The sequence below is a fragment of the Hymenobacter segetis genome, assembly GCF_054776495.1.
On the sequence record NZ_BAAHBV010000002.1, the window covers coordinates 914,533 to 940,086 of the forward strand.

Sequence of the window (25,554 nt, forward strand, 5' to 3'; positions counted from 1 at the left end):
GGCTACTCAGGGAGCGGGCAGTCGCCTTTGGCCGGTGGGCCACGGGGATTAGCGCGCCGCTCATCACCTCATTTCCCCCTTTTTTATGCAGATTCTGCAAATCATTTCCAGCGCCCGCGGGGCCGAATCCATCAGCACCCGCCTCAGCCAAGGCATTATCGACAAGCTGCTGGCCGCGCATCCCGGCAGCACCGTGGTGGTGCGCGACGTGGCCACCCATCCGTTTCCACACCTTGAGGAAGCGCACCTGCAAGCCTACTTCACGCCGGCCGAAAGCCGCTCGGCCGCGCAGCAGGAAGCCGTGCGCCACTCCGATGAGGCCATTGCGGAAGTGATGGCGGCCGATGCCCTCGTGATTGGGGTGCCGTTCTACAACTTCAGCATTTCCTCGTCGCTCAAGGCGTGGCTCGACCACCTCACGCGGGCGGGCGTCACGTTCCGCTACACCGCCACCGGCCCGGAGGGGCTGATAACGGGCAAGAAGGTGTACCTGGCGGTGGCCAGCGGCGGTATCTACTCCGAAGGCCCAATGCAGGCCTATGATTTTGCCTCGCCCTATCTCAGCTTTATGCTTGGTTTCCTGGGCCTGACCGATGTAACCGTGGCCCGGGCCGAAGGACTCAAAATACCAGATTTACAAGCTACTGCGCTGCAAAAAGGCATCGATAGCGTGGTGGTATAAGGTTAGGACTGCCGCGCTACGTGCGCGTTCGGTTAATCAGCTGGTCCCGGCCGCTGCTCCCATTGGCCGGAGCAGCGGCCGGGACTTTTGCGTTCAGGCCGCTGCAGGGCGATGTTATTCATGGGCAAATTCATTGGTTTATGGCAAGATTAAACCGCCATTAAAAATTGATTAATACAGAAAAATAAATAATTTATACTATATATCGAATAATTCATTAAATTAGCTCTTATTCTCCATTACCCGAGGCGGGAAACGATGCCTGAATCCGGCGCACGAAGGTGCTGGTTCGGCACCGGGCCAGCGCCTCGCTACGGCCAGTCTATGAGCTCATTGGTTTACTTCCGCGCGTGGGTTTTAGGGTTGCTGGTGGCGGGGGCTTTGCTGGGCTCGTGCGTGTCGCAGCAGCAGCTGCCGTACCTGCAAGGGAAGGACTACTCGACCCGGGCGGCGGTGCAAGTGGAGAATGAGCGGCAGGTGTACCGGCTGCAGCCCGGCGACGTGCTCAGCATCCGGGTGCAGAGCGTGCAGCCGGCCCTGAACGACCTGTTTAGCGTGACCAGCGGGCAGAACATTCAGAGCGGCGACCCGGGCAACATTTTTGCCTCCGGCTATTCCGTCGATGACACCGGCAGCATCAACCTGCCCACGGCGGGCCGGCTGAAAGTGGCCGGCCTCACGGTGGAGGAAACCCAGCAGCTCATTCAAAAGGAAGTAAGCCGCTTCATGCGCGAATCCAACGTACTGGTGAAACTCACCAGCTTCAAGCTCACCATTTTAGGTGAAGTTCGGTCGCCCGGGCGCTACTTCGTGTACAACTCGCAGGCCACGGTGCTGGAGGCGCTGGGCCTGGCCGGCGACGTGGGCGAATTCGGCAACCGCACCAACATCAAGCTGATTCGGCAGACACCCAAGGGCTCGGAAGTGGTGCTGCTGGACCTCACCGACCCCAACCTGCTGCGCTCGAAATACTACTACCTGCTGCCCAACGATGCCCTGTATGTGGAGCCGCTGAAGGCCCGCACCAGCCGCGGCAACGCCAACAACCTCGGGTTGGTATTCGGCGGCTTATCGACTATCATCTTGCTCCTGAGCTTTATAAAGGCGAACTAAGCCGGCCCGGCCCTGCGCCTGGTGACTCGCCCCACCCTATTTCTGCTTCTGACTATGGAAACCCGGCCCGCTCCTGATGAGATTGATTTGCACGCGCTGTTTTTTAAGCTGCGCACCCGCTGGCCGCTGTTTGTGCTGGCGCTGGTGCTGGCGGGCAGCTGCGCCTACCTGTATCTGCAGGTGAAGGCGCCGGTGTACGCCTTCCGCTCCACCATGCTGCTTGGCGACCAGGGCACCGGCTCGAAACAGGCGCAGGAGCTGCTCCAGCTGCTGCAGGTGCATGAGAAAGGCCCAAAAATGGAGGACGAAGTGGGCGTGCTCACCTCGGCCGAGTTTGTGCGGCAGGCCGTGGCCCGGCTGCCCTACGCGGTGAGCTACTACGCCCAGCCCACCACCTGGCTGAACAAGCTGCGGCCGCTGAAGGTGCGCGAGCGGGCGGCTGGTGCGGTGCCGTTTCGGGTGTGGGTCGATTTGCAGGCACCGCAGCTAACGGGCGTGCCTATTTATGTGGAGCCGGCCGGGCCGGGCCGCTTTCGGCTGCGCGCCACGGCTAAGAAAGGCGGCCTGTTCAGCCTGCCCACCAGCGAGCGGATTTCTGATATATCCGATGTGAACGTGGACCAGACCGCCGCCTGGGGCGACACCGTGCGCTCGCGCCTGCTCACGGCCGTTATTCAGAAGGACCCGAGCATGGTTTTTGGCCAGGAGCCGGCGGCTTATTACTTCGTGCTGAATGACCTGAACGGCGCGGCCGGCCAGTACCAGGGCAGCCTGGCCGTGCGGCCCATCGACCACGAATCGCGCATCATCGAGCTGACCATCAAAAACACGGTTCCGGCTAAAGGAACGCAGTTTTTGGATACGCTGATGGCGCAGTATATCGCCGAAGACCTGCGCGAGAAGGACCAGACCGGCCGCAAAACGCTGGCGTTTCTGAACCAGGAAATTGACAAGCTCTCGGGCCAGCGGCGGCAGTCGGCCGAGGCGCTAGCCACCTTCCGGGCCACACGCGGGGTGCTGGACGTGGCCGCGCAGTCGAGCACCGGTATTCAGCGCATGAGCGGGCTCGAAGCCGAACGGGCCCAGGTGGCCACCCGCCGCAAATACTACCAGAACATGCTGGGCTACCTGCGCGCCAACCGCAACGCCAGCCAGGTGGCCTCTCCCAGCAGCGCGGGCATTGAGGACCCCGTGCTCAATAGCCTGATTATGCAGCTGAGCAACCTGAACGAGAAGCGGGCCGAGCTGAGCGCCACCGCCAGCGGCGAAAATCCGCTCCTGACGGTGCTCGACGGCCGCATCCGCAACACCAAGGAATCCCTGATTCAGACGCTGGCCAACATGAGCCAGGCCAACGACATTGCCCTGCGCGACCTCGACAGCCAGCTGGGCCAGATACGCGGCCAGATGAGCCAGATGCCCGAAAGCGAGCGGCAATTGACCTCGCTGAAAAGCACCAGCGACTTTAATGAGAAGAACTACAACTTCCTGGTGGACAAGCGCAACGAGGCCGCCATCGCGCTGGCTACCAATGCGACGGACAAGAAAATCATCGACCCCGCGCAGCAAACCAGCGCCGGGCCGGAGTCGCCGAAACCCATGCTGGCCTGGCTGATGGCCGCGCTGGCGGGCGTGTTGCTGCCTACCGGCCTCGTGCTGCTGCTCGACAAGGCCAACCGCCGCATTCAGGGCCGCGAGGACTTGGCTGAAGTCACGAGCATTCCGCTGCTAGGCGTGGTGGCGCACGGCTCGAAGCAGGACAAAGTGAACATGCTGCAGGACCCCAAGGGGCCGATTGCGGAGTCGTTTCGCTCCATTCGGGTGAATCTGCAGTACCTGGCGGCGGGGCTGGATAAGAAGGTGCTGGGCGTCACATCATCGATTCCGGGCGAGGGCAAAACCTTCTGCGCGGTGAATATTGCCACCGAGCTGGCCATGGCCGGCCGCCGTGTGATGCTGGTGGAAACCGACCTGCGCCGCCCCACCGTGGCCGGCTACTTCGACCTCGACCCCGTACCCGCTCACGGCCTGGCCAGCTACCTGCGCGAGGAAAGCACCCTGGAAGAGGCCTGCCGCCCCAGCGGCGTGCCCCACCTCGACGTGATAACCTGCGGCCAGATACCGGCCAACCCCACCGAGCTGCTGGAGCGCCCGCGCATGGCCGAGCTCATCACCCAACTCCGCGCCGAGTACGACTACGTGGTGCTCGACACCCCGCCGGTGGGCTTCGTGGCCGAATACTTCGTGCTGGTGCGCTTCCTCGACGCCAACATCTACGTGGTGCGCCACAACTACACCGAGCGCAGCCTGGTGAACCAGATTAATGAGCTGCACCAGTCGCAGCGCATCAAGCAGTTATACATGATTATCAATGACATGCACTTCAGCCGCAACTACGAGTACCGGTATAAGCAGAAGGCTTATGCTTATGGGTATTGAGGTGCGGTGAACGAAATAGAACGTCATACTTCCGACCGTCATGCTGAGCGCAGCCGAAGCATCTCTACCGCTTCGTCCAACTCCCCTCTCTTTTGGAGAGGGGCTGGGGGTGAGGTTCCGGCAGACAAAGCGGTAGAGATGCTTCGACTGCGCTCAGCATGACCGTTCGACCCTCCAATGGATACCAAACGCCCCAACGCCAACAACCAAAAACCACCCACCACCCCCAATGGCCTCCACCGACGAACCTCAAAACCTGACCGTGGCCACCGTCAATGGTGTGAAGTGGACGATGACGGCCACCATCGTCAACTCGGTGCTGCAGGTGGGCTACACCGCCGTGATGGCGCGCCTGCTGAGCCCGGCTGCCTTCGGGCTGGTGGCGCTGGCGGGCGTGATTCTGCGCTTTGGGGTGTATTTCGCCAAGATGGGCATGGAGCGGGCCATCATCCAGAAGCCGGATTTGACGGAGCGCGACGTGAGGGCGGCGTTCACGTCGTCGGTGGTGCTGGGGGTGTTTTTTGCGGGGCTGCTGGTGGCGGGCGCGCCACTGGCGGCCACCATCGTGCATCAGCCCGAGGTGGTGCCCGTGGTGCGGGCGCTGGCGCTGGGCATCCTATTTAGTGGTTTGAATGGCACGGCGATGAGCCTGCTACACCGGGCCATGCGCTTCCGGGCGCTGGCTATTTTCGAGATGGCTTCGTTCCTGATAAGCTACCTGGGGCTGGGCATGGTGCTGGCCTGGCAGGGCTTCGGGGTGTGGGCACTGGTGAGCGCCACCCTAGGTCAGGGACTGATAATGAGCGTTCTGGCCTACGGGGCAGTGCGGCACACGCTGCGGCCGCTGTTCAGCTGGGAAGCCTATAAGCCGCTGCTGGCGTATGGCAGCCGGATGTCGGCCATCAGCTTCGTGGAGTTCGTGACGCAGTCGCTCGATACGTTGCTGATTGGGCGGCTGCTGGGGCCGGCGGCGCTGGGAATCTACACCCGGGGCGGGCTGCTGATTGGCTTGCCGGTGTACCTGCTGTCCAGCAACGTGGCGAAGGTGGTGTTCCCATCCTTCAGCCAGGTGCAGGCAAACCGGGCGCGGCTGCGCGAGGTTTATCTGAGCAGTATCACGCTGGTGGCCATGATAATTACGCCGGTGTGCGCCGGCGCGGTGGTGGCCGCTCCGGAAATCGTGCATGTGATGCTGGGCGAGAAATGGATGGCGGCGGTGCCCATTCTGCAGGTCATCAGCGTGACGTATGTGCTGAGCGCCATCACCATGTTTGCCGGGGTGGTGTGCGATGCCACGGCGGCCCTCAGCCACAAGCTGCTGCTTACGCTGGTGTGCCTGGCGGCGCTGGCGGTGCTGCTGTTTGTGGGCAGCAAGTTTGGGCTGGTGGGTGTGGCCTGGGCCATGGTGGGCTGCGAGTTACTACGCACTGCCCTGTATTCCAACATTATGCGGCGCGAACTGGGCGCGGCACCCTTCGCGGTAATCGGGGCCTATGGGCCGGGCGTGCTGGCGGGGGCCGTAGCGGCCGGGGCCATTGCGGCGGTGCGCCTGGGGCTGCTGGCCCTGCACGCGCCCGCCCTGGCCATCCTCATCGCCGAAGTGCTGACCGGGGCCGTGGTGCTGGCCGGCCTGGTGCTGGTGCGCCCGCCCGTGCAGCTGCGCACCGTGATGCGCGCCCTGCTGGCCCGCCTCACCGGCACCCGCGCTGCGGCCACCGACCGCCTGATACCGCGCCTGCTGCACGCCATGTCCGCCCGCCTGGCCCGGCAGGCCGGCGATGCGCCGGCCACGATGCCCGCCCCCACCACTACGCTTGCCATCGAACTGGAAGCCGAAACGCCCGCCGAGACTCAACCCACCCATTTCTCCACCGCTGAAACTGAGCTTGCCTAGCTCCCTGCCCCGGCCATGAAAATCCTGTACGAACCCGAAACGTTTTCCATTCAGGATGTGGGGGGCGTTTCCCGCTACTTCTACGAACTCATCGACCACGCCGGGCCGGAGGTGACCTGCGAGTTGCCCGTGGTGCTCAGCAACAACATTTACCTGAAGGACCGGAAGCATACCCGCCACCTGGGGCTGCTGCCCGGCGTGCAGGTGCCCGGCCTGTGGCGCATGATGCAGTACGCCAACCGCCGGGCCTCCTGCAAGGCCATTCAGCGGCAGAAGTTCGACGTGTTCCACCCCACCGTGAACGACCAGACCTGGTTTCTGGATTTGCTGGGCAAGAAGCCGTTCGTTATCACCATTCACGACATGATTCCGGCGCTGTTCAGCGAGTATTACCAGCGCACCGGCACGGAGCTGAGCACGCTGGCCAGCCGCGCCGCCCGCATCATCACTGTATCAGAAAACACGCGGGCCGACGTGCTGCGCCTGCTGCCCGTCCCCCCCGACCATGTGACCGTAGTTCATCACGGCCACGCCGTGCGCCATTACCCCTACGAGGAGGCCGTGGTAGCCCCCGACGACTACCTGCTGTTCATCGGCAGCCGCCGGGCTTACAAGAATTTTGGCTGCCTGGTGAAGGCCTTCGGGATGCTGCACGCCGAGTACCCCGGCCTGCACCTGATGTGCGCCGGCGGCGGCCCCTTCACCGAGGAAGAAATGACCCAGCTGCGCGAGGCCGGCGTGGCCGCGCGCGTTCACCAGCTCGGCTACCTCTCCGATGGTCAGCTGCACCACCTCTACCACCGGGCGCGGGCTTTCGTATTTCCGTCGCTGTATGAAGGGTTTGGGTTTCCCATTCTCGAAGCCTTCGGGCAGCACTGCCCGGTGGTGCTGAGCAATGCGTCGTGCTTCCCGGAAATCGCGCAGGACGCGGCCCTCTACTTCGCCCCGCACGATGCCGATGACCTGCACGAACAGCTCGACCGCGTGCTCTACGACCGTGCCCTGCGCCAGATTCTCACCCGCCGCGGCCAGGACCGGGTGCGCGATTTCACCTGGGCCCGCACCGTGGCCGACACGCACCGCGTGTACGAAGAGGCGCGGGAAGACTCGCCGATGGTGGCTTGCTGAGGCTACTCGAAAGAACGTCGAACCAAAAGAACGTCATGCTGAGCGCAGTCGAAGCATCTCTACCTCAATACTAATCCAATTGAAGCAACGAAGCGGTAGAGATGCTTCGGCTGCGCTCAGCATGACGGCCATTGTAGTTGCTAACACCACCCAAACTCCACACCAAAATGAAGCTAAGCCTACGCTTTCTGTACGTGCTGCCGGTGCTGGGGGTGATTATCACCGACCGCGCCTTCACGGAGTTTGCGCTGGCCGATGAGGGCTCGCCGGTGCTGGCGAAGTTCGGACTGCTGCTGCTGGCTACTTCGTGCGGCTTTTCGGTGCTGTACTTCCGGTATATGCAGCCGCTGATGCGGCGCTGGTTTCTGGTGGTGGTGGCGGCGCTGGGCGGGCTGGCGCTGGAGTCGTATGCCGGCTGGGGCTCGTGGGCGGTGTATCCGCACGTGTTTGCCAAGCTATTGATATTAAGCCATGTGTTTGGCCTTTATGCGTTTTACCGCCGGTTTGGGCCGCCGCCATTTGGCCTGCTGATGGGCACCGTGATGCTGGGCCTGCTGGCCGACCTAGCCGTGTACCACCCCGATGCGCTGAGCCTGTCGGCATTTCTGGATAATGAGCGCGGCTTTGCTTCCACTTCGGCCATGATGTTGCTGCTGCCCACGCTCTACTACCTCAACCAGTACCTGACGCGGGGCGGGATGATGCGGCTGCTGCTCTTTTTTATGGGGGCGGCGCTAATTATCTTCCTGCAGCATCGCTCGGTGTGGGTGGCCATGGGCGCGGCGCTGGCCCTGAACGCGGTGCTGCTCATGCTGGGCCGCGTGGAAGGTGCCCGCCTCAGTTCGGCCCGGCTGCTGCCCATGGTGCTGCTGCCGCTGTTCGTCCTGATTTCGGGCGGCCTAGTGGCCCTCAGCGACCCGAAAGTGGTGAAGAAGCTGGAGTCCAGCGTGGGCGACATTCTGCACCCCGACAAGCAGGGCACCGGCAGCTGGCGGCTGAAGCAGTTCGAAGCCTATAAGCCGTATCTGGAAGAATACCCCATTGCCGGCATGCGCCTGAAGGGCTTTGAGCTGCCGGTGCAGTTCTACACCCTGGCCGAGGATGGCGGCGGCCAGGTGCAGGTATGGGCCGATGGCACGGGCCACCATTTCCACAGCTTCTACGTCGACCGGCTGTTCTATTTCGGTATTCTCGGGCTGCTGCTCACGGTGCTGGTGCCGCTGCTGCTGCTGGGCCGCCGCCTGCTGAGCCGCGCCCCACTGCCGCCCACTTCGGCGGTGCTCATCGTGTACAGCATCAGCTCGTTGGTCTACAGCATTTCCTACGATTGGCCGCTGTATTTCTTCGGTCTGCTGGGCCTTTCACTGGCCGCCGCCGCCGAGCCCGGCCGGGTGCCCGTGCCCGCTCCCGCTATCCCGCAGCCTGCCCGCCAGCGCCTGCCTCGCCTCGATTCTCTTGCCACTTCCCGCCATGCCCACGCTCCCAACCTCGCCCGCCCCTGAGCTGGACACGCCCGTGCTGCTCATCGTGTTCAACCGCCCGGAGGCGGCGCGGCGCGTACTGGCGGCCGTGCGCCAGGCCCAGCCCGCCCGCCTCTACGTGGCGGCCGATGGCCCCCGCCCCGGCCGCCCCACCGATGCCGCCCTGTGCAACGAAACCCGTGCCTTAATAGAAGCCGAAGTAAACTGGCCCTGCACGGTCCAGACGCTGTTTCGGGACGACAACCTGGGCTGCGGCCTGGGGCCCGCCACGGCCATCGACTGGTTTTTTCGGCAAGAGCCGGAGGGTATTATTCTCGAAGATGACTGCCTGCCCACGGCCAGTTTTTTCAATTTTTGCGACCAGCTGCTGCGCCGCTACCGCTACGATAGCCGCGTGATGCACATCAGCGGCAACAACCTCTCCCGTGATGCCCGGTGGCCCGTGCCGGCCGAGGCCGATTCCTACCATTTCTCGGGGCGGGTGCACAGCTGGGGCTGGGCCACCTGGCGGCGCGCCTGGCGGCACTTCGATATTCACCTCACCCTGCTCACCGAGCTGCGCCGGCGCGGCGATTTAGATAATATCTACCCCGTCTGGCTGGAGCGCCAGTATTGGCTGCGCAAGTTCGAGGCGGTGCGCCTTGGCCCGCAGCCACCCCACATCTGGGACTACCAGTGGCACTTCGCGGTGGCCTGCAACGGTGGCCTCACCATCATCCCGGCCGTGAACCTGGTCACCAACATCGGCTTCGGCAACGACGCCACCCACACCTTCGACCCCTACGACCAGGATGCTCACCCCGCCGCGCACGAGCTAAATTTTCCGCTGCGCCACCCGCCCACCGTGCTGCGCGATGCCCGCCGCGACGCCCGCCACTTCCGCGAACACCTGGCCGGCCGCGCTTGGGCCACGGTGCGGCGACTAGTGGCCCGGCTGCTCCCGGCGGCTACCCCGCCCGCCCCCTCGTCGCCCAAGCCCGTGGCGTCCCCGCTTGCTCACCCTCACCCCGCTTCTGCATTATCGTCATGAATGTTCTCGTCTCCTCTTATGCCTGCAACCCCGCCCAGGGCGGCGAGTGCGGCAACGGCTTCCACTGGGCCTGGGGCATGGCGCAGCGCGGCCACCGCGTGTGGTGCCTCACCACGCCGTATGGCCGGCTGGGCATCGCCACTTTCCTCGCCAATAATGCCCACGAGGGCGCGGCCGGCCGCATTCAGTTCGTATATCCGAAGGTACCCGGCTGGGTGCAGTTTCTGTATCGCTGGCAGTTTGGGGTGTATCTGCACTACTTCATCTGGCAGTACACGGCCTGGCGGCTGGCCCGGCGGCTCGACCGGGAAGTTGATTTCGACCTGGTGCACCACGCTACCTACAGCAGCCTGAAAATGGGCTCCTGGCTGTGGCGGCTGGGCAAGCCGCTGGTGTACGGTCCGGTGGGCGGCGCGCAGAAAGCCCCCATCGCCTTCCGCCAGTACCTGCCCGACTGGTTCCAGACCGAAACCCTGCGCTCGGCCTTCACCTGGGTGCTCACCACCTTCGACTACAACCTGCGCCAAAACCTGCGCCACGCCGCCCTGGTGCTGGCTTCCAACGACGAATCGGCCAACCTGGCCCGGCGGCTGGGAGCCAAACGGGTAGAGCTTTTCCTCGATACCGGCCTTTCCGAAGCCTTTCGGGCGGCCGAGTTTCCGGCGCGGCCAGCGCGTTCCGTACTGGAGCTGCTGTGGGTGGGCCGGCTCTATCCGAATAAAGCCCTGCCGCTGGTGCTCGATGCGCTTTCGCAGGTCGATAAGCGGGTGCGGTTTCACCTCACCGTGCTGGGCGATGGGCCGATGCGCGACCTCGTGCCCGGCTGGATTGCCCAGTACGGCCTGATGGGCCGCGTGACCTGGCGCGGCAGCGTGCCGTGGGCCGAAGTCCACGCCGCCATGCTCAATAGCGACGTGTTTCTGTTCGGCTCGCTGCGCGATTCGTTCGCCTCGCAATTCATGGAGGCGCTGGCCACGGGCCTGCCCATCATCACGCTCAACCACCAAGGTGCGCGCACCTTTCTGCCCGATGCGGCCGCCATCAAGGTATCGGTCGAGTCGCCGGCCGTGGCCACCGCCGCCATGGCCCGCGCCGTGGAATACGTGTACGACCACCCCGAGGCGCGCCGCGCCATGGGCCGCGCCGGCTACGAATTCGCCCTGCGCCAAACCTGGCCCCAGCGCCTCGACCGCCTCCTGACCATGCTGCACGACCTGAACCTGGCCCCGGCCAAACCCTCCTCCCTGCTGGCCCGGCGGCGCAAGCTGCCGCTCTCGCGCCTGCGCCGCCACAAGCGCCGCCCCGAGGTCGTGCAATCCCACAAACTTTTAACTCCTAACTCTTAACTGCCAACTCTTAACTCCTGCCCTCCATCCTTCCCCTGTAAGCCTTTTTTATGCTGTACGTCGTCATTCCGGTTTTCAACCGCCTGCCCTACACCCGCGCCTGTCTGAACTCGCTTCGACAGCAAACCCGCACCGATTTCCGCGTCGTGGTGGTTGATGACGGCTCTACCGACGGCACGGCCGAGGTGCTGGCCAACGAGTTTCCGGAGGTGGAAGTGGTGACCGGCGACGGCAACCTCTACTGGACGGCCGGCGTGAATGCCGGCATCCGCCGCGCCCTGGCCCTGGGCGCCACCCGCGTGCTCACCATGAACAACGACGTGCTGGCCCTGCCCGATTTCATCGAGCGAATGCTGGCCTACGCCGACCAGCACCCCACCGCCGTGCTGGGTGCGCTGGAGCTCGACGCCGCCACCGGCGAGCCCGTGTACGGCGGCGAGCGCCTGGACTGGAGCACCAACACCCGCCACGACCTGCTCAAGGAGCTCACGCCCGGCGAGCGCCACGGCCTGCACCCCGTCACCTACCTCCCCGGCCGCGGCCTGCTCATTCCGCTGGCCGTCATCGAAGCCATTGGCCTCTTCGATGAAAAGCGCCTGCCGCACTACCTCGCCGATTTCGACTACACCAGCGTGGCCCGCCGCCACGGCTTCCCCGTGTTCTGCAACTACGACGCCCGCCTCAGCACCTACCCCGAAGAAAGCGGCCAGGAGCAAACCCGCCGCCAGCGCAGCCTGCGCGGCTATTTGCAGCACTTATTCGGCATTCGGGGCGGCGGCAACCTGCGCAACTTCACGCATTTCTCCCTCAAAAACTGCCCCCGCCCCTACCTGCCCTACTTCCTGTTGAATGGCTACGCGAGGCGGCTGGCGGGGTATTTCATGCACTAACATAAGCTGTTTAGCTGGCTAAAAAGAACGTCATGCTGAGCGTAGTCGAAGCATCTCTACCTCATAAGTAATCAATGCTGACTCAACGAAGCGGTAGAGATGCTTCGACTACGCTCAGCATGACGGGCCAATGCCCCGACTACTTTCTACTCCCCCTTCCCTTCACCCCCAAATCCTTCCTCCCGCTATGGTTATTCTGACCCAGGACCTCCACGGTTTCGGCAACTGCCTGCTCCTCACCTCGCATTTTTTAGTCAATGCTGTGGAGCACGACTACGAATTGGCCATTCCCGCCTTCAAAAGCTACGCGCCTTATTTTGAAGGCACCGTGGGCCAGCGCGACAGCTTTTTCGGCCGCCTGCCGGTGCGCCTCCACGCCGACCAGCCCGTGCCCGATATGCTGCACCGCGTGCTGCAATGGCGCGTGGGGCCGCCCGTGCTCCTGCGCCTGCCCTGGCTGCCGCGCCTACTGGGTGTGCACCTCGTAGGCGACCTGCCCACCGGCGATGTCGACCTCAACAGCGCCGAATATCTGGCCCAGGCCCACGGCCCGCGCCATCTCATGGTGCACGGCTGGCAATACCGCGACAAGCCCAACTTCGCCCGCCACGGCGACCTGCTGCGGCGCTTCTTCCGGCCCATAAAGCCGCACCGCGATGCCGTGGCCGAAGTGCTGGCCACCAACCGCACCCACGCCGACGTATTGGTGGGCGTACACATCCGGCGGGGCGACTACGCTGGCTGGTACGGCGGGGCCTACCTCTACACCAACGCCACCTACGTGCGGGCCATGCGCGAAATGCGCGCCCTGTTTCCGGCCGATGCGCGGGTACGCTTCCTGTTGTTTTCCAACGAGCCCATCCCCGCCGCGGACTTTGCCGAGTTCGATACCGGCCGCTCCACCGACCACCCGCTGGAAGACCTGTACGCGCTGGCCGGCTGCGACTACATCATCGGCCCGCTGAGCACCTACTCCATGTGGGCTTCCTTCTATGGCCGCGTGCCCCTCTGCCACCTGCACCGCCCCGACCAGCCCATCCAGTCCCTGGCCCAGTTCGTGGTATTTGAAGACCAGGAAACCGTGCGCTGGGAATCGGAAAAAGTGGCACTGGTATGAGCCCGCCCACCTATTGGCCGCGCCCGGCGGCCTACGCCATCATGCTGGCGGCACTGAGCGGCGCGGGCCTCCCGGCGGGCTGCGGACGGCACCCCAGCGGCCCGGCCCAGCTCATCGTCCGCCACGGCGGCACCTATACGGGCACTTTCGGCAGCACCGATTCCAGCTTGCCCTGCGTCAGCATCGAAACCACTGAGCCGGTCACGCTCAGCGGCTGCGTGCTGGCCGGGGCCGGCAACCTGATTGAGGCCACCCGGGGCGGCGCCCAGCTCACCGTGGTGAATTGCCAGGGCTACGGCCTAGCCCAAAGCCTCGATAACATTCGCCACGGGCACTTTCTGGAAGCAAACTCCGCCAAATCCGTGCGCGTCGAGCACAACTATTTTGAGCACACCAGCGGCATCAGCATCTACCAGTGGAGCGGCGACGGCACCCCCGCCCAAACCCTCACCGTGCGCTACAACTCGGCCCGCAACATCGACGGCCGCTACCGCAACGGCGGCAGCACGCCCGTCAATTTCCTGGGCTTGAATGGCCTGCCCAACCTGGCCAACATCGAAGTGGCCTGGAACCAGATTATTAATGACCCCGACCAGTCGCTGGTCGAGGACAACATCAACTTCTTCAACTCGGGCGGCACCCGCACCAGCCCGGCCCGCCTGCACGACAACTACATTCAGGGCGCTTACCCCAGCCCGGCCACCAGCGCCACCTACGCCGGCTCGGGCATCACCCTGGACGGCACCGGCCGCGCCCCCATCACCACCACGGCCTTCGTGGAGGGCTACGACAACCAGCTGGTGAGCACCTGCGCCGCCCTGAATATCGCCTCGGGCCACGACAACCACTTCTACCACAACCGCATCATCACCAGCGGCCTGCTGCCCGACGGCACCCGACTGGTGGCCAACTACGCCGGCATTGGCGTCTGGAATGCCTACAAGCAGCCGCCCACCGTGTTTTTCCACAACCAGGTCAGTAATAACGTGGTGGGCTTCGTGCATTGGGGCGGCAGCACTCCCCTGCCCAACCGTCAGGACCTGAGCCCCGATGCCTGCGCGCCCTGCACCGCCACCACCCACCTACCCAACCCCATCACCCTGCAAACCGAGCAGGCCGAATGGAAGCTATGGCAGCACAAGCTGCGGGCGCAGCGCCTGCACGTAGGCCCGGCCGCCACTCCCGCCCGGCCCCGAATGCGCCTTCAGCAGCCTCCCAGCGTCGATAGCGGGGCCATGCGGAGCATCATGACTTCATTCAGGCCGAAATCATATTGATAGGCAAACTTGAATTAATTCAATTTAAATCAAGTTTTAGCCGTTTTCAACCAAAAATTAAATATTGCATATCTTAAATATAACAACTTATACGCTATTGCACTTTGCGAAGTATTGAAAATTTAATTAATCTCAAATAATTAGCTTAACCAATCATATATATCAGTTACAAAAGCTGATGACGAGCTTTTCCGGCTTGTGATAACGCCGACTTCGGCACCCCAACCCAAAGCCCCCTTAAAGCACATAACAAGCCCCTATTATGTTTAAATGGGCTTTATAAAGGCTGCTTTGATGAAGTTTACCGGCCTGCACACGGCTTGCCAAAGCAGCATTCTCAGCCTGGGAAACCTATCCCGCAGGCGGACCTATGCTAACGAGCAATTTTAAATTGCATTTTATGATATATAACAAATTCTATCAGAAGGCTTGGAACAAATAGATTTTTGGCTGGGTTGAAGGGGCCATTGCCAATCATTTTTTTCGTTTCAAGTTTTTCAAGAATGCAAAAAAATCTCAAGCACACCTTCGCTCTTTCCCCTGTAACACGCCCACTTACTGGCATTCTTTCTGCGGCTATTAGTTGCTTCCTCGCGGTAGCACCGGGTATGAATCCGGCCATGGCGCAGGCCCCCAACGTTACGTATTCCGGCCCGCTCGTTATCACGCAGGGCGGTACTTATACGGGTAACTACCGCAGCACCGACTCTAATGTGCCGGTCATCACGATTCAGACCACGCAGCCCGTCGTTATTGAGAACTGCGTGCTGGCCGGTGCCGGCGACTTGATTGACGCTAAAAACGGCGGCGACAACCTGATTGTGCGCAACAACAAAGGCTACGGCCTGGCCCAGAGCGCCGACAACACCCGCCACGGCCGCTTCCTGGAGGCCAACTCGGCGAAGTCGATTGTGATTGAGCACAACTACTTCGAGCACACCACGGGCATCGACATCTATCAGTGGGGCGGCAACGGCACGGCCTCGCAGACGCTGACCATCCGCTACAACCAATCGAAAAACCTGGACGGCCGCTACCGCAACGGCGGCGGCACCTATTGCAACTTCCTGGGCATGAACGGCGCACTCGGCCTGGTCGGGGCCGAAATTGCCTGGAATGAAGTACTGAACGAGCCCAACCAGTCGCTGGTGGAGGACAACATCAACTTCTACAACTCGTCGGGCACCTCGGGCAGCCCGCTGAAGCTGCACGACAACTACGTGCAGGGCGCCTACCCCTACCCCGCCACGGGGTCGAGCTACACGGGCTCGGGCATCACGATTGACGGCGACGCCCAGTCGGCCAGCGGTGCCACGGCCTTTATTAATGGCTACAACAACCAGCTGGTGAGCACCTGCGCGGCCATGAACATCGCCTCGGGCCACGACAACCACTACTATAATAACCGCATGGTGACCTGCGGCCTGCTGCCCGACGGCTCTAAGATGCCCGCCGGCTACGCCGCCGCCGGCCTCTGGAACGCCTACCAGCAGTCGGGTTCGGTGTTCTTCAACAACGATATGACCAATAACTTCATTGGTTTCTTCTACCAGGGCGGCAACACGCCCTACACCAACCGCCAGGACACCAGCCCCGGCGCCTGCCCCACCTGCACGAGCACCACGCACATTCCTGACCGTCCGCTGACGCTGGCCGATGAGCAGGCCGAATGGACGCTCTGGCAGCAGAAACTGTCGCAGAACGGCATCACCCTTGGCGTGGGCGGCACCAGCGGCGGCGGCGGCACTACTACGCCTACCACGCCCAGCGCCCCCACCGTTAGCCTGAGCGTGCCCAGCACCGGCACCGTAGGCACGGCCCTGAACATGACGGCTACCGCCGCTTCCACCAACGGCACCATCACCACGGTGGAATTCTTCAACGGCGCTACTAAAATCGGTGAAGACCTGACGGCTCCTTATTCCTTTAGCTACACGCCCACGGCGGCTGGCACGCTGAGCCTCACGGCCCGCGCCACCAACAACGCCGGCGCCGCTACTTCGACGGCCGTTTCTTCGGTAACCGTGACGGCCCCGACCACGACTACGCCGCCCACCACGGGCACCGGCACTACGCCGACCAACGCCACCTTCGTGCGGGCCATTAACGTAGGCGGCACCGCCACCACCATCGATGGCCTGAGCTTTGAAGACGGCAACAGCGCCGCTAACTTCCAAATCAACGGCTCGCCCTTCTCGAACCAGAGCGTGACGCTGAACCCGGCCACCGACGCCGCCCGCGCGGCCATGATTCGTGCTTCGGTGTATGACCCCAACATCAGCGCGGCGGTGAGCGGCGTGGCCAGCGGCACCTACAGCGTGTACCTCTACATGTGGGAAGATAACAACCCCGTGACCCTGAACATCACCCTCGAAGGCCAGACCGTGCAGTCGAACTACAGCAGCGGCTCGGCCGGCCACTGGGACCGCCTCGGCCCCTTCACGGCCAACGTGACCGATGGCACCATCAACATCGGGACGGTGAGCTCGAACAACAACAACCTGTCGGGCATCGAAATCTGGAAGCAGAACTCGGGCACTACCACGCCGACTACGCCCAGCGCCCCCACCGTTAGCCTGAGCGCCCCGAGCACCGGCACCGTGGGCACGGCCCTGAACCTGACGGCCTCGGCCGCCTCGACCAACGGCACCATCACGAAAGTGGAGTTCTTCAATGGGGTGACTAAACTCGGCGAAGACCTGACGGCTCCTTACACCTTCAGCTACACGCCCACCACGGCCGGCACGCTGAGCCTCACGGCCCGCGCTACCAACAACGCCGCTGTTGCCACGACTTCGGCCGCCGTTAGCGTGACCGTAACGGCCCCCACGACCACCACACCGCCCACCACCACCGCGCCCACCTTCGTTCGGGCCGTGAACCTGGGCGGCGGAGCCATCACCCTCGACGGCAATAGCTGGGCCGCCAGCTCGGGCGCAGCTAACTTCCGCGCCACCGGCCTCACCGCCTTCTCGAACCAGAACGTGACCCTGACCCCCACCACCGATGCCACCCGCGCCAGCATGATTCGCTCGTCGATGTACGGCAGCAGCACCGGCCTGGCCCTGAGCGGCGTAACCAGCGGCACCTACAGCGTGTACCTCTACGTGTGGGAGGATAACAACGCGGAAACCTTCAACATCTCGCTCGAAGGCAAAACCGTACTGAGCGGCTACAACAGCGGCTCGGCCGGCCACTGGGACCGCCTCGGCCCCTTCACGGCCAACGTGACCGATGGCACCGTGAACGTGGGTACCACCGGCGGCATGGCCAACATCTCGGGCATCGAGCTCTGGAAGCAAGCCACCCCGCTGCCCTAGTATCTTCTCTAAATGCGCGACGCGCACCTGCTCAAAAGCCTGGCCCCTGCGGCCAGGCTTTTTTGGTTTCGGGAAGAGGGTGGGTTTTATAGTCGGTGCTACAACAGCTCCTCGGTAGAATAACAGGTTTTTCTTGTCGGAAAAATAAATTAATGAATGAACAATATATGAATGTTGATATAAATCACTATCTTGCTATCACCTACTCTATCCGGGGTGCCTGACAGTCATTTCTCACCTCATTTTCACTACTGCTTATGAAATGCGCATTAATTACTGGAATTACGGGCCAGGACGGGGCCTACCTCGCCGAGCTGCTGCTGAGTAAAGGGTACGAAGTACACGGCATCAAGCGCCGCTCGTCGATGTTCAATACCGACCGCATCGACCACCTGTACCAGGATTTGCACGAGAAAGACGTGCGCTTCAAGCTGCACTACGGCGACTTGTCCGATGCGACAAATCTGATTAGAATCGTGCAGGAAGTGCAGCCCGATGAGATTTACAACCTCGGGGCCATGTCGCACGTCAAGGTTTCGTTCGACACGCCCGAGTACGCGGCTGATGTGGACGGCCTGGGCACGCTGCGCCTGCTGGAGGCCATCCGCATTCTGGGCCTGGGCAAGAAAACCCGGCTCTATCAGGCCAGCACTTCGGAGCTGTACGGGCTGGTGCAGGAGGTGCCGCAGCGCGAAAGCACACCCTTTTACCCCCGCTCGCCCTACGCCGTAGCCAAGCTCTACGCCTACTGGATTACGGTGAACTACCGCGAGGCCTACGGCCTGTATGCCTGCAACGGCATCCTGTTCAACCACGAAAGCCCGCGCCGGGGCGAAACCTTCGTCACCCGCAAGATTACGCGGGCCGTGGTGCGCATTGCGCTGGGTTTGCAGGACCGTCTCTACCTGGGCAACCTGGACGCCAAGCGCGACTGGGGCCACGCCAAAGACTACGTGGAGGCCATGTGGCGGATGTTGCAGCAGGACGAGCCGCGCGACTACGTCATTGCCACCGGCGTGACGACTAAAGTGCGCGATTTTGTGCGCCTGGCCTTTGCCGAGCTGGGCATCGAAGTAGACTTTGCGGGCGAGGGCGTGGCCGAAGTGGGCTTCGTGCGGGCCTGCCACAACCCCGATTTCCAGCTGCGGACCGGCCAGCAGGTGGTGGCCGTGGACGCGGCTTACTTCCGCCCCACGGAGGTGGAATTGCTCATCGGCGACCCCAGCCGGGCGCGGGCCGAGCTGGGCTGGGTGCCCAAGTACGACCTGGCCGGCTTGGTGAGCGACATGGTGCAGAGCGACCTGACCCTGTTCCGGCGCGATACCGTGCTGCTCGAAGCCGGCCACACCGTGCTCAGCTACCACGACGAATAGCCGGCCCCGGGCACCCGCTGCCGCGCCATTCCACCGTTTCGCTTTCGCTTTTTTACTCATGGAAAAGAATTCCAGCATCTTCATCGCGGGCCACCGGGGCATGGTGGGCTCGGCCTTACTGCGCGAGCTCACGCGCCGGGGCTACACCAACCTCATCACCCGCACGTCGGCCCAGCTCGACCTGACCAACCAGGCGGCCGTGGGCCGGTTTTTTGCCGAAACCCGGCCCGAATACGTGCTGCTGGCCGCCGCCAAGGTGGGCGGCATCCACGCCAACAACACCCTGCGGGCCGATTTTATCTATGAAAATCTGATGATTACGGCCAACGTGCTGCACGAAAGCCAACGCTGCGGCGTGCGCAAGCTGCTGTACTTGGGCTCGTCGTGCATCTACCCCAAGCTGGCCCCGCAGCCCATTCGGGAGGAATACATCCTCACCGGCCCGCTGGAGCACACCAATGAGCCCTACGCCATTTCCAAAATCGCGGGCGTGAAGATGTGCGAGGCCTACCGCGACCAGTACGGCTGCAACTTCATCACGGTGATGCCCACCAACCTCTACGGCCCCAACGACAACTACGACCTGGAAAGCTCGCACGTAATGGCCGCTTTGCTGCGCAAGTTTGAGGAAGCCGTGCAGCACAACCGGCCCCGCGTGGACGTGTGGGGCACCGGCACCCCGCGCCGCGAGTTTCTGCACGTCGACGACCTGGCCGAGGCCTGCCTCTACCTGATGGACCACTACGACGAAGCCGCCCCCGTGAACGTGGGCACCGGCCAAGACCTGTCCATCCGCGAGTTAGCCGAGCTGATTGCCGAGCTCACCGGCTTCGCGGGCGAAATCCACTTCGACTTCTCGCGGCCCGACGGCACCATGCGCAAGGTGCTTGATGTGAGCCGGATACACGCACTGGGTTGGCGCCACCGCCTCTCGCTGAAAGCCGGCCTGCGCCAGGTCCTGGCCTCGGCCGAGTGGCAGGCCGCCGGGCAGGGCCAACCCGTGGAGTAGCACGGCCGCCACGCCCTCATTCTTCGCTTTTACCCTTTTTCTGCTGTGAAAATGCCTGACATTCTGAACCGGGGGCGGCAGCGGGCGGGCCGCCTGCTGCGCGAGCTATTGCCCCGCCGCCAGCACTACCGCCCTGTGGGTGTGCATACCAGCAGCCGGGGGTTGGCCGCGTGCCCCGGCAGCGGGGCTAGCTACACCGAGGCCTACCCCGCGCAGGTGTCGTACCTGAACGTGACGCCCGACCTCTACGCCCACACCACCGACTACGGCGGCCTGCACGCCAAGCCCAACCGCGTGGAGAAGGCCCCGGCCGCCTTCGTGCTAAGTCTGGTGGAGGGCCGCCTGCTGGCCGACAACGCCCTGAGCGTGGCCGTCATCAGCCCCGACAACCGGCTGGTGGGCGATGCCTCGTTTCAATACGATGCGCAACGCTCAGACCTGGCCCGGCCGGAGGAAAACAACGTGTTTGTCCAGCGCTGGTTCTCGGAGCCCCAGCGGGTGCGCGGCACGGTGGCCAGCCTGCTGTCGGGCGGCGGGGCGGCGGTGGGCAACTATTACCACTGGCTGATTGACTCGCTGCCGCGCCTGCATCTGCTCAAAAAAGCGGGTTTGTGGGATGAAATCGACTATTTCCTGGTGTATGATGGACAGCGGCGCTTCGTGGCCGACTCGCTCCGTGCCCTGGGCATCCGGCCCGAGCAGGTACTCGACCTGCGCACTCACCGCCACCTCGTGGCCGACCGCCTGCTGGTAACCTCGCCGGTGCGCGGCGCGGGCACCCACACCCCCCAATGGGCCTGCGCCTTCCTGCGCGACGAGCTGCGCGCCGCCGCCGCCCCTCAAACCTTCAGCCCCTACGTGTACCTGAGCCGACGCGACGCCCCCGCCCGCCACGTCCTCAACGAGCCCGATGTGGAAGCCCTGCTGCGGCCCTACGGCTTCGAGACGCACGTGCTGAGCGACTACAGCTTTGAGCAGCAGCTGGCGCTGTTTGCCGGGGCACGGGCCGTGGTAGCGCCCACCGGCGCGGGCCTGGCCAACCTGGTGTTTGCCCCGGCCGGGACGCCGGTAGTCGAGCTGTTTCCCAAGCACTTCACGGTGGTGGAATACCCCGAGCTGTGCTACCGCCTGGGCCTGCGCCACCGCTATCTGGTAGCCGATGCCGCCGATGGCCCCATCACCTCCCGCCGCGCCGGCTGGCGCGAAAACCTCACCGTGGACCTCAACGCGCTCAGCAGCTGCCTGCACCAGGTATTGTGATACCCGACCGACCACCATCATCCGGGCCTTCCCCCTCCCACCAGCAAACTCATCTGACCATGCAAGACCTCATTACCCGTGCCCAACGACGCACCGGCCGGCTGTTGCGCGACCTGGTGCCGCACCACGAGCACCTGCGCCCCATCGGCGTGCACCCCACCGCCAAAGCCCTGGCCAACCAGCCCGGCAGCGGCGCGCACTACGTGGAAGTGTACCCCGCCTACACCTCGCACCTCACCGTGCCCGACGAGTTTGTATCATTAGCCCCGGCCTACTACGACCGCATTGCCGAGCAGGAGGAAGTGGCCGCCGCCTTTGTGCTGCTGCTGCCCAACGCTCGCATCAACGCCGATAATTTCGGCACCATCGCCGTGGTCGCGGCCGATAACCACCTGGTGGGCGATGTGTCGCTGCAATTCTCGGCGGGCAATTTCGCAGTGGCCCCGCCGGCCGAAAACCCCATTTTCCGGCAGCGGTATTTTCGGTCGCCGGGCCAGGTGTCGGGCACGGTGTGCAGCCTGCTTTCGGGCGGCGGCGCGGCCATGGGCAACTATTACCACTGGCTCCTCGACTCGCTGCCCCGTCTGCATTTGGTGGAGGAAGCCGGCCTGTGGGATGAAGTCGACTACTTCCTGATTTATAGCCGCGAGCAGCACTTTGTGATGGAAACGCTGCTGGCCCTGGGCATTCGCAGCGAGCAGATTATCGACCTGCAAACCACCACGCACCTGCGCGCCCAGCGGCTGCTGCTCACCTCGCCGGTGCGGGGCACCGGCCGCCACGCCCCGCGCTGGGCCGGCGAGTTTATGAAGGACGCCTTCCGGCCCCTAGCGGCCGCGGCGGCTCGCGCCACCCGCTTCAGCCCGCTGGTATATGTGAGCCGGCGCGATGCCGCCTTCCGGCGGGTGCGCAACGAGGCTGAGGTGGAAGCCCTGCTGGCTGAATATGGCTTCGAAAGCTACGCCCTCACCGAGCTTAGCTTCCGCGAGAAAGCGGCCCTGTTTTCCGGGGCGCGGGCGGTGGTGGGGCCGGTGGGCGCGGGGCTGGTCAACATCATGTTTTGCGCCGAGGGCACGCCGCTCATCGAGCTGTTGCCCCGCAACCTGGTGGTGCCCGATTACCTCGACCTCACCGCCCGCCTGGGCATGCCGCACTACCCCATCATTTGCGCCCTGGAATCGGCCTCGGCCCAGCGCGCCACCGCCGACCGCCAGGACGACCTCACCGTGGACCTGACGGCCCTGCGCCAAGCCGTGGAAATAGCCCTGCGTCAGCCGGTTAGTGCGTGAGGGAGTAAAATTTTAGAGTGTAAAAACCGGTCATGCTGAGCGCAGCCGAAGCATCTCTACCGCTTCGTTGCAGTCGTCATTGATTACTGGCGCGGAAGAGATGCTTCGGCTGCGTTCAGCATGACGTTCTGGATAACAGTACAAACCTCCCCTACCGCCATGCCTTCCGTTCTGATTTCCGTCGTCAGCTGGAATAGCGCCGACGTCATCGAAGCCTGCCTGCGCTCGATACTGGCCCAAACGTATGCCGACTTTGAGGTGTGGGTGGTGGATAACGCCTCGGCCGACGACACCTGCGCCCGCGTGGCCGCCCTGGCCGCCACCGATGCCCGCGTGCGCCTGCACCCGCTGCCGCGCAACACCGGCTTCTGCGGCGGCCACAACTACACCCTCGACCGCACCACCTCGGAGGCTGTGCTGCTGGTGAACCCCGACATCGAAATGGCCGTGAACTACCTGGGCCGGGCCATGACCACGCTGCGCGCCCACCCCAGTGCCGGCACGGTGTGCGGCCTGCTGCTGCAAAGCCCCGGGGCCGCCCCACGCATCGACAGCACCGGGCTGGAGGCCCTGCCCGACGGCCGCTTTCGGCTGCGCCACCACGGCCACCTGCTGGCCGAAACGCCCCTCATTGCCGGCCCGGTGGATGGGGCCGATGGTGCGCTGCCGCTCTACCGCCGCGCTTTTATCGATGATTTGCGGGTGGATGGGCAGTTTTTCGACGAGCGTTTTTTTGCCCACAAGGAGGACTGGGACATTGCCTGGCGCGGCCGCCTCTACGGCTGGAGCACCTGGTTTGAGCCCGCCTGCCGGGCCCTGCACCCGCGCGAGTTCCGCCCCGCCGACCTGCGCCGCCGCCTGCGCCTGAACGGCACCATCAAGGCCGATGCCGTGAAAAACCAGTGGCTGCTGCTGCTCAAGAACCCGCCGGCGCGGCAGCTACCGGGCCAGTGGCTGCGGGCGCTGCCCCGGCAGCTGGGCATTTTGCTCTACTGCCTGCTGCTGGAGCGGCCCTCGCTGCGGGCCTACCGCTACGTGTGGCAGCACCGGCGCGGCATCTGGGCCACGCGGGCGCTCATTCAGGCGCGGGCGGCACAGCCGAGGCCGGCGGCAACTCAGGCCCCGGCGGTATCCCGGCGGGCGGCGAACACGCCGGTCACTACTGCCTAGTAGCGGCTGGAACAACCATCTTACATCTTAGCACGGGTTAGAACAGTGTTTATCACGGCAACTTATCAGTACTTCCGTGCTGATAAGTTGCCGTGTGCTCTTGCGCTCTTGCATCGCCGGCGTGGACCGCCGCCCGAGCTACCGTGTAGTTAGGGTTCTGGCAGGCAGCACACTACTGTTGGGCTATTTTATCTCAAAAGTTTGCAATAAATATACAATAAGCAGAACCTCGAACTTAGAAAGTTTATATTTATTAATTAATTATATATATTATATTTGCAATAACTCATCCACGCATACTCTTTCTGGATGCCAGTGTCTGGGTGAGCCGGTTAAGTATCCACTTTCAACGTCTCCCTGTCATGAAAATCAAGGTCTACTTATCGCTATTAATCAGCCTGTTTGCCTGGGTTACACCGTTGCTCCCTACTTGGGTAGCAGGCACCGGCACTACGGCCAGAGCTGCCTCCATCGTCAGCTTCACCCTGATAAATGCCGACACCGACCAGGACCTATTCATCATGACGCCGGGCATGGTGATAGACCTGGCCACGCTGCCCACCCGCAACCTGAACATCCGGGCCAATACCGACCTACTCCCGGTTGACAGCGTGGTGTTTAACCTAAGCGGTGCGCAGACACGAAATAGCACGGAAAGAATTGCGCCTTATGCCTTGTTCAGCGATTTCCAGGGTGATTATTTTCCGTGGGTGCCCCCCTTGGGCAGCTACTCCCTGCTGGGTACGCCCTACTCCCCTGGGGGCGCATCGGGCGCGCCCCTCACGCTCAGCTTTTCGTTTGTCAACTCGGTGGGCGGCGTAAGCAGCTTTTCCCTGGTCAATGCCGACACTAATCTCGACATACAGGTAATGGTACCCGGCATGACCCTGATTCTGAATGGCCTGCCCACCCAGCACCTGAACATTCGGGCCAACACCACCCCCGCCACGGTGGGCAGCGTGGTGTTTGAACTAAGCGGCCCACAGGTGCAATCCACTGTGGAAAACCTGCCTCCTTATGCCCTGTTCAGCGACCTGAACGGGGCCTACAACTCCTGGACACCGCTGGGCGGGACGTACACGCTTACGGCCACACCATTTGACGCACCCCAGGGCGGTGGAACGGCAGGCTCGCCCCTGACCATCAGCTTCGTGGTGGTGGCCCCGCCGCTGCCGGTGCGGCTCACGGCGTTTCTGGCCGAGCCGCTGGGGGCTGGCGCGGTGCAGCTGCGCTGGAACACGGCCACCGAGGAGCAGAACAAGGAATTTGTGGTGCAGCGCAGCACCGATGGGCGCGAATTCACTTCGGTGGCCCACCTGCCCGGGCACGGCAACACCACGCTGGCGCAGGCCTACCAATACGTCGACAAACAGCTGCCCGCCAACCTGAGCAAGCTGTATTACCGGCTGCAACAGGTGGATGTGGACGGCACGAGCACCTATTCGCTGGTGCGCGTGGTGACCGTGGTGCCCGGCGCGGCCCCGGCCCTGCTCCTGGCCTACGTGCCCACGCCGGGCGATGGCCTGCTGCACTACACCTTTGCCGGCCCGGCCACCGGCACCGAGGAGCTGGAGCTGTATTCCATCATGGGGCAGCGGCTGGGACGGTATCCGCTGGCGGCCTCGGGCAGCGGCACGGTGCCGGTGGCCGGGCTGGCGGCCGGCACCTACGTGCTGCACCTCGTGAATGCGGGCGGCCGCTACGCGGGGCGCTTCGTGCTGCCGTAGCGGCGTTTG

At 63.5% G+C, this 25,554-nt stretch carries 18 protein-coding genes; all 18 read left to right on the forward strand.

Going from position 1 to position 25,554, the window contains the following annotated elements; translation table 11 throughout:
- Window positions 1-85: 85 nt before the first annotated feature.
- The 18 genes from ACYU70_RS14400 (at window position 86) to ACYU70_RS14485 (ending at window position 25,545) form a co-directional block, all read left to right on the forward strand.
- On the forward strand, window positions 86-682 hold the full coding sequence (locus ACYU70_RS14400; protein ID WP_342297592.1) for an FMN-dependent NADH-azoreductase: 597 nt from the start codon (window positions 86-88) through the stop codon (window positions 680-682).
- A 324-nt stretch (window positions 683-1,006) separates the two neighbouring features.
- A complete protein-coding gene (locus ACYU70_RS14405; protein WP_342297593.1) occupies window positions 1,007-1,795 on the forward strand; it encodes a polysaccharide biosynthesis/export family protein in 789 nt (262 codons plus the stop codon).
- Window positions 1,796-1,849: 54 nt separating this feature from the next.
- The gene (locus ACYU70_RS14410; protein ID WP_460616030.1) at window positions 1,850-4,234 is read left to right on the forward strand and encodes a GumC family protein; all 2,385 of its coding nucleotides are present in this window, start codon (window positions 1,850-1,852) and stop codon (window positions 4,232-4,234) included.
- A 229-nt stretch (window positions 4,235-4,463) separates the two neighbouring features.
- Window positions 4,464-6,128 carry a lipopolysaccharide biosynthesis protein gene (locus ACYU70_RS14415; protein ID WP_460616031.1) on the forward strand — a complete coding sequence of 555 codons (1,665 nt, stop codon included), beginning with the start codon at window positions 4,464-4,466 and terminating at the stop codon, window positions 6,126-6,128.
- Between the two features lie 15 nt (window positions 6,129-6,143).
- Entirely contained in the window at window positions 6,144-7,256 is a 1,113-nt protein-coding gene (locus ACYU70_RS14420) for a glycosyltransferase family 4 protein (protein ID WP_460616032.1), read from the forward strand.
- A gap of 167 nt (window positions 7,257-7,423) precedes the next feature.
- Window positions 7,424-8,758 carry an O-antigen ligase family protein gene (locus tag ACYU70_RS14425; RefSeq protein WP_342298128.1) on the forward strand — a complete coding sequence of 445 codons (1,335 nt, stop codon included), beginning with the start codon at window positions 7,424-7,426 and terminating at the stop codon, window positions 8,756-8,758.
- Window positions 8,727-9,767, forward strand: coding sequence for a nucleotide-diphospho-sugar transferase (locus ACYU70_RS14430; RefSeq protein WP_342298130.1), 1,041 nt, complete (start codon window positions 8,727-8,729; stop codon window positions 9,765-9,767). Before ACYU70_RS14425 ends, ACYU70_RS14430 begins: the two co-directional genes overlap by 32 nt.
- Window positions 9,764-11,113: a glycosyltransferase family 4 protein gene (locus ACYU70_RS14435; protein ID WP_342298132.1), complete on the forward strand. Its 1,350-nt coding sequence runs from the start codon at window positions 9,764-9,766 to the stop codon at window positions 11,111-11,113. Before ACYU70_RS14430 ends, ACYU70_RS14435 begins: the two co-directional genes overlap by 4 nt.
- Window positions 11,114-11,163: 50 nt before the next feature.
- Window positions 11,164-12,003 (forward strand): glycosyltransferase family 2 protein, encoded by an 840-nt coding sequence (locus ACYU70_RS14440; protein WP_342298134.1) that lies wholly within the window; start codon window positions 11,164-11,166, stop codon window positions 12,001-12,003.
- Between the two features lie 187 nt (window positions 12,004-12,190).
- The gene (locus tag ACYU70_RS14445; protein WP_342298136.1) at window positions 12,191-13,120 is read left to right on the forward strand and encodes an alpha-1,2-fucosyltransferase; all 930 of its coding nucleotides are present in this window, start codon (window positions 12,191-12,193) and stop codon (window positions 13,118-13,120) included.
- Window positions 13,117-14,397: a hypothetical protein gene (locus tag ACYU70_RS14450; RefSeq protein WP_342298138.1), complete on the forward strand. Its 1,281-nt coding sequence runs from the start codon at window positions 13,117-13,119 to the stop codon at window positions 14,395-14,397. Before ACYU70_RS14445 ends, ACYU70_RS14450 begins: the two co-directional genes overlap by 4 nt.
- A gap of 608 nt (window positions 14,398-15,005) precedes the next feature.
- Window positions 15,006-17,717: an Ig-like domain-containing protein gene (locus ACYU70_RS14455; RefSeq protein ID WP_342298140.1), complete on the forward strand. Its 2,712-nt coding sequence runs from the start codon at window positions 15,006-15,008 to the stop codon at window positions 17,715-17,717.
- A 257-nt stretch (window positions 17,718-17,974) separates the two neighbouring features.
- Window positions 17,975-19,090: a GDP-mannose 4,6-dehydratase gene (gmd, locus tag ACYU70_RS14460; RefSeq protein ID WP_342298141.1), complete on the forward strand. Its 1,116-nt coding sequence runs from the start codon at window positions 17,975-17,977 to the stop codon at window positions 19,088-19,090.
- 58 nt (window positions 19,091-19,148) lie between these two features.
- Window positions 19,149-20,099 (forward strand): GDP-L-fucose synthase family protein, encoded by a 951-nt coding sequence (locus ACYU70_RS14465; protein ID WP_342298142.1) that lies wholly within the window; start codon window positions 19,149-19,151, stop codon window positions 20,097-20,099.
- Window positions 20,100-20,150: 51 nt separating this feature from the next.
- The gene (locus tag ACYU70_RS14470; protein ID WP_342298144.1) at window positions 20,151-21,359 is read left to right on the forward strand and encodes a glycosyltransferase family 61 protein; all 1,209 of its coding nucleotides are present in this window, start codon (window positions 20,151-20,153) and stop codon (window positions 21,357-21,359) included.
- A gap of 59 nt (window positions 21,360-21,418) precedes the next feature.
- Complete coding sequence (locus tag ACYU70_RS14475; protein ID WP_342298146.1) at window positions 21,419-22,648, forward strand: glycosyltransferase family 61 protein; 1,230 nt, start codon at window positions 21,419-21,421, stop codon at window positions 22,646-22,648.
- A gap of 159 nt (window positions 22,649-22,807) precedes the next feature.
- Window positions 22,808-23,818 carry a glycosyltransferase family 2 protein gene (locus ACYU70_RS14480; protein ID WP_342298148.1) on the forward strand — a complete coding sequence of 337 codons (1,011 nt, stop codon included), beginning with the start codon at window positions 22,808-22,810 and terminating at the stop codon, window positions 23,816-23,818.
- Between the two features lie 362 nt (window positions 23,819-24,180).
- Complete coding sequence (locus tag ACYU70_RS14485) at window positions 24,181-25,545, forward strand: T9SS type A sorting domain-containing protein (protein ID WP_342298149.1); 1,365 nt, start codon at window positions 24,181-24,183, stop codon at window positions 25,543-25,545.
- Window positions 25,546-25,554: the final 9 nt, after the last annotated feature.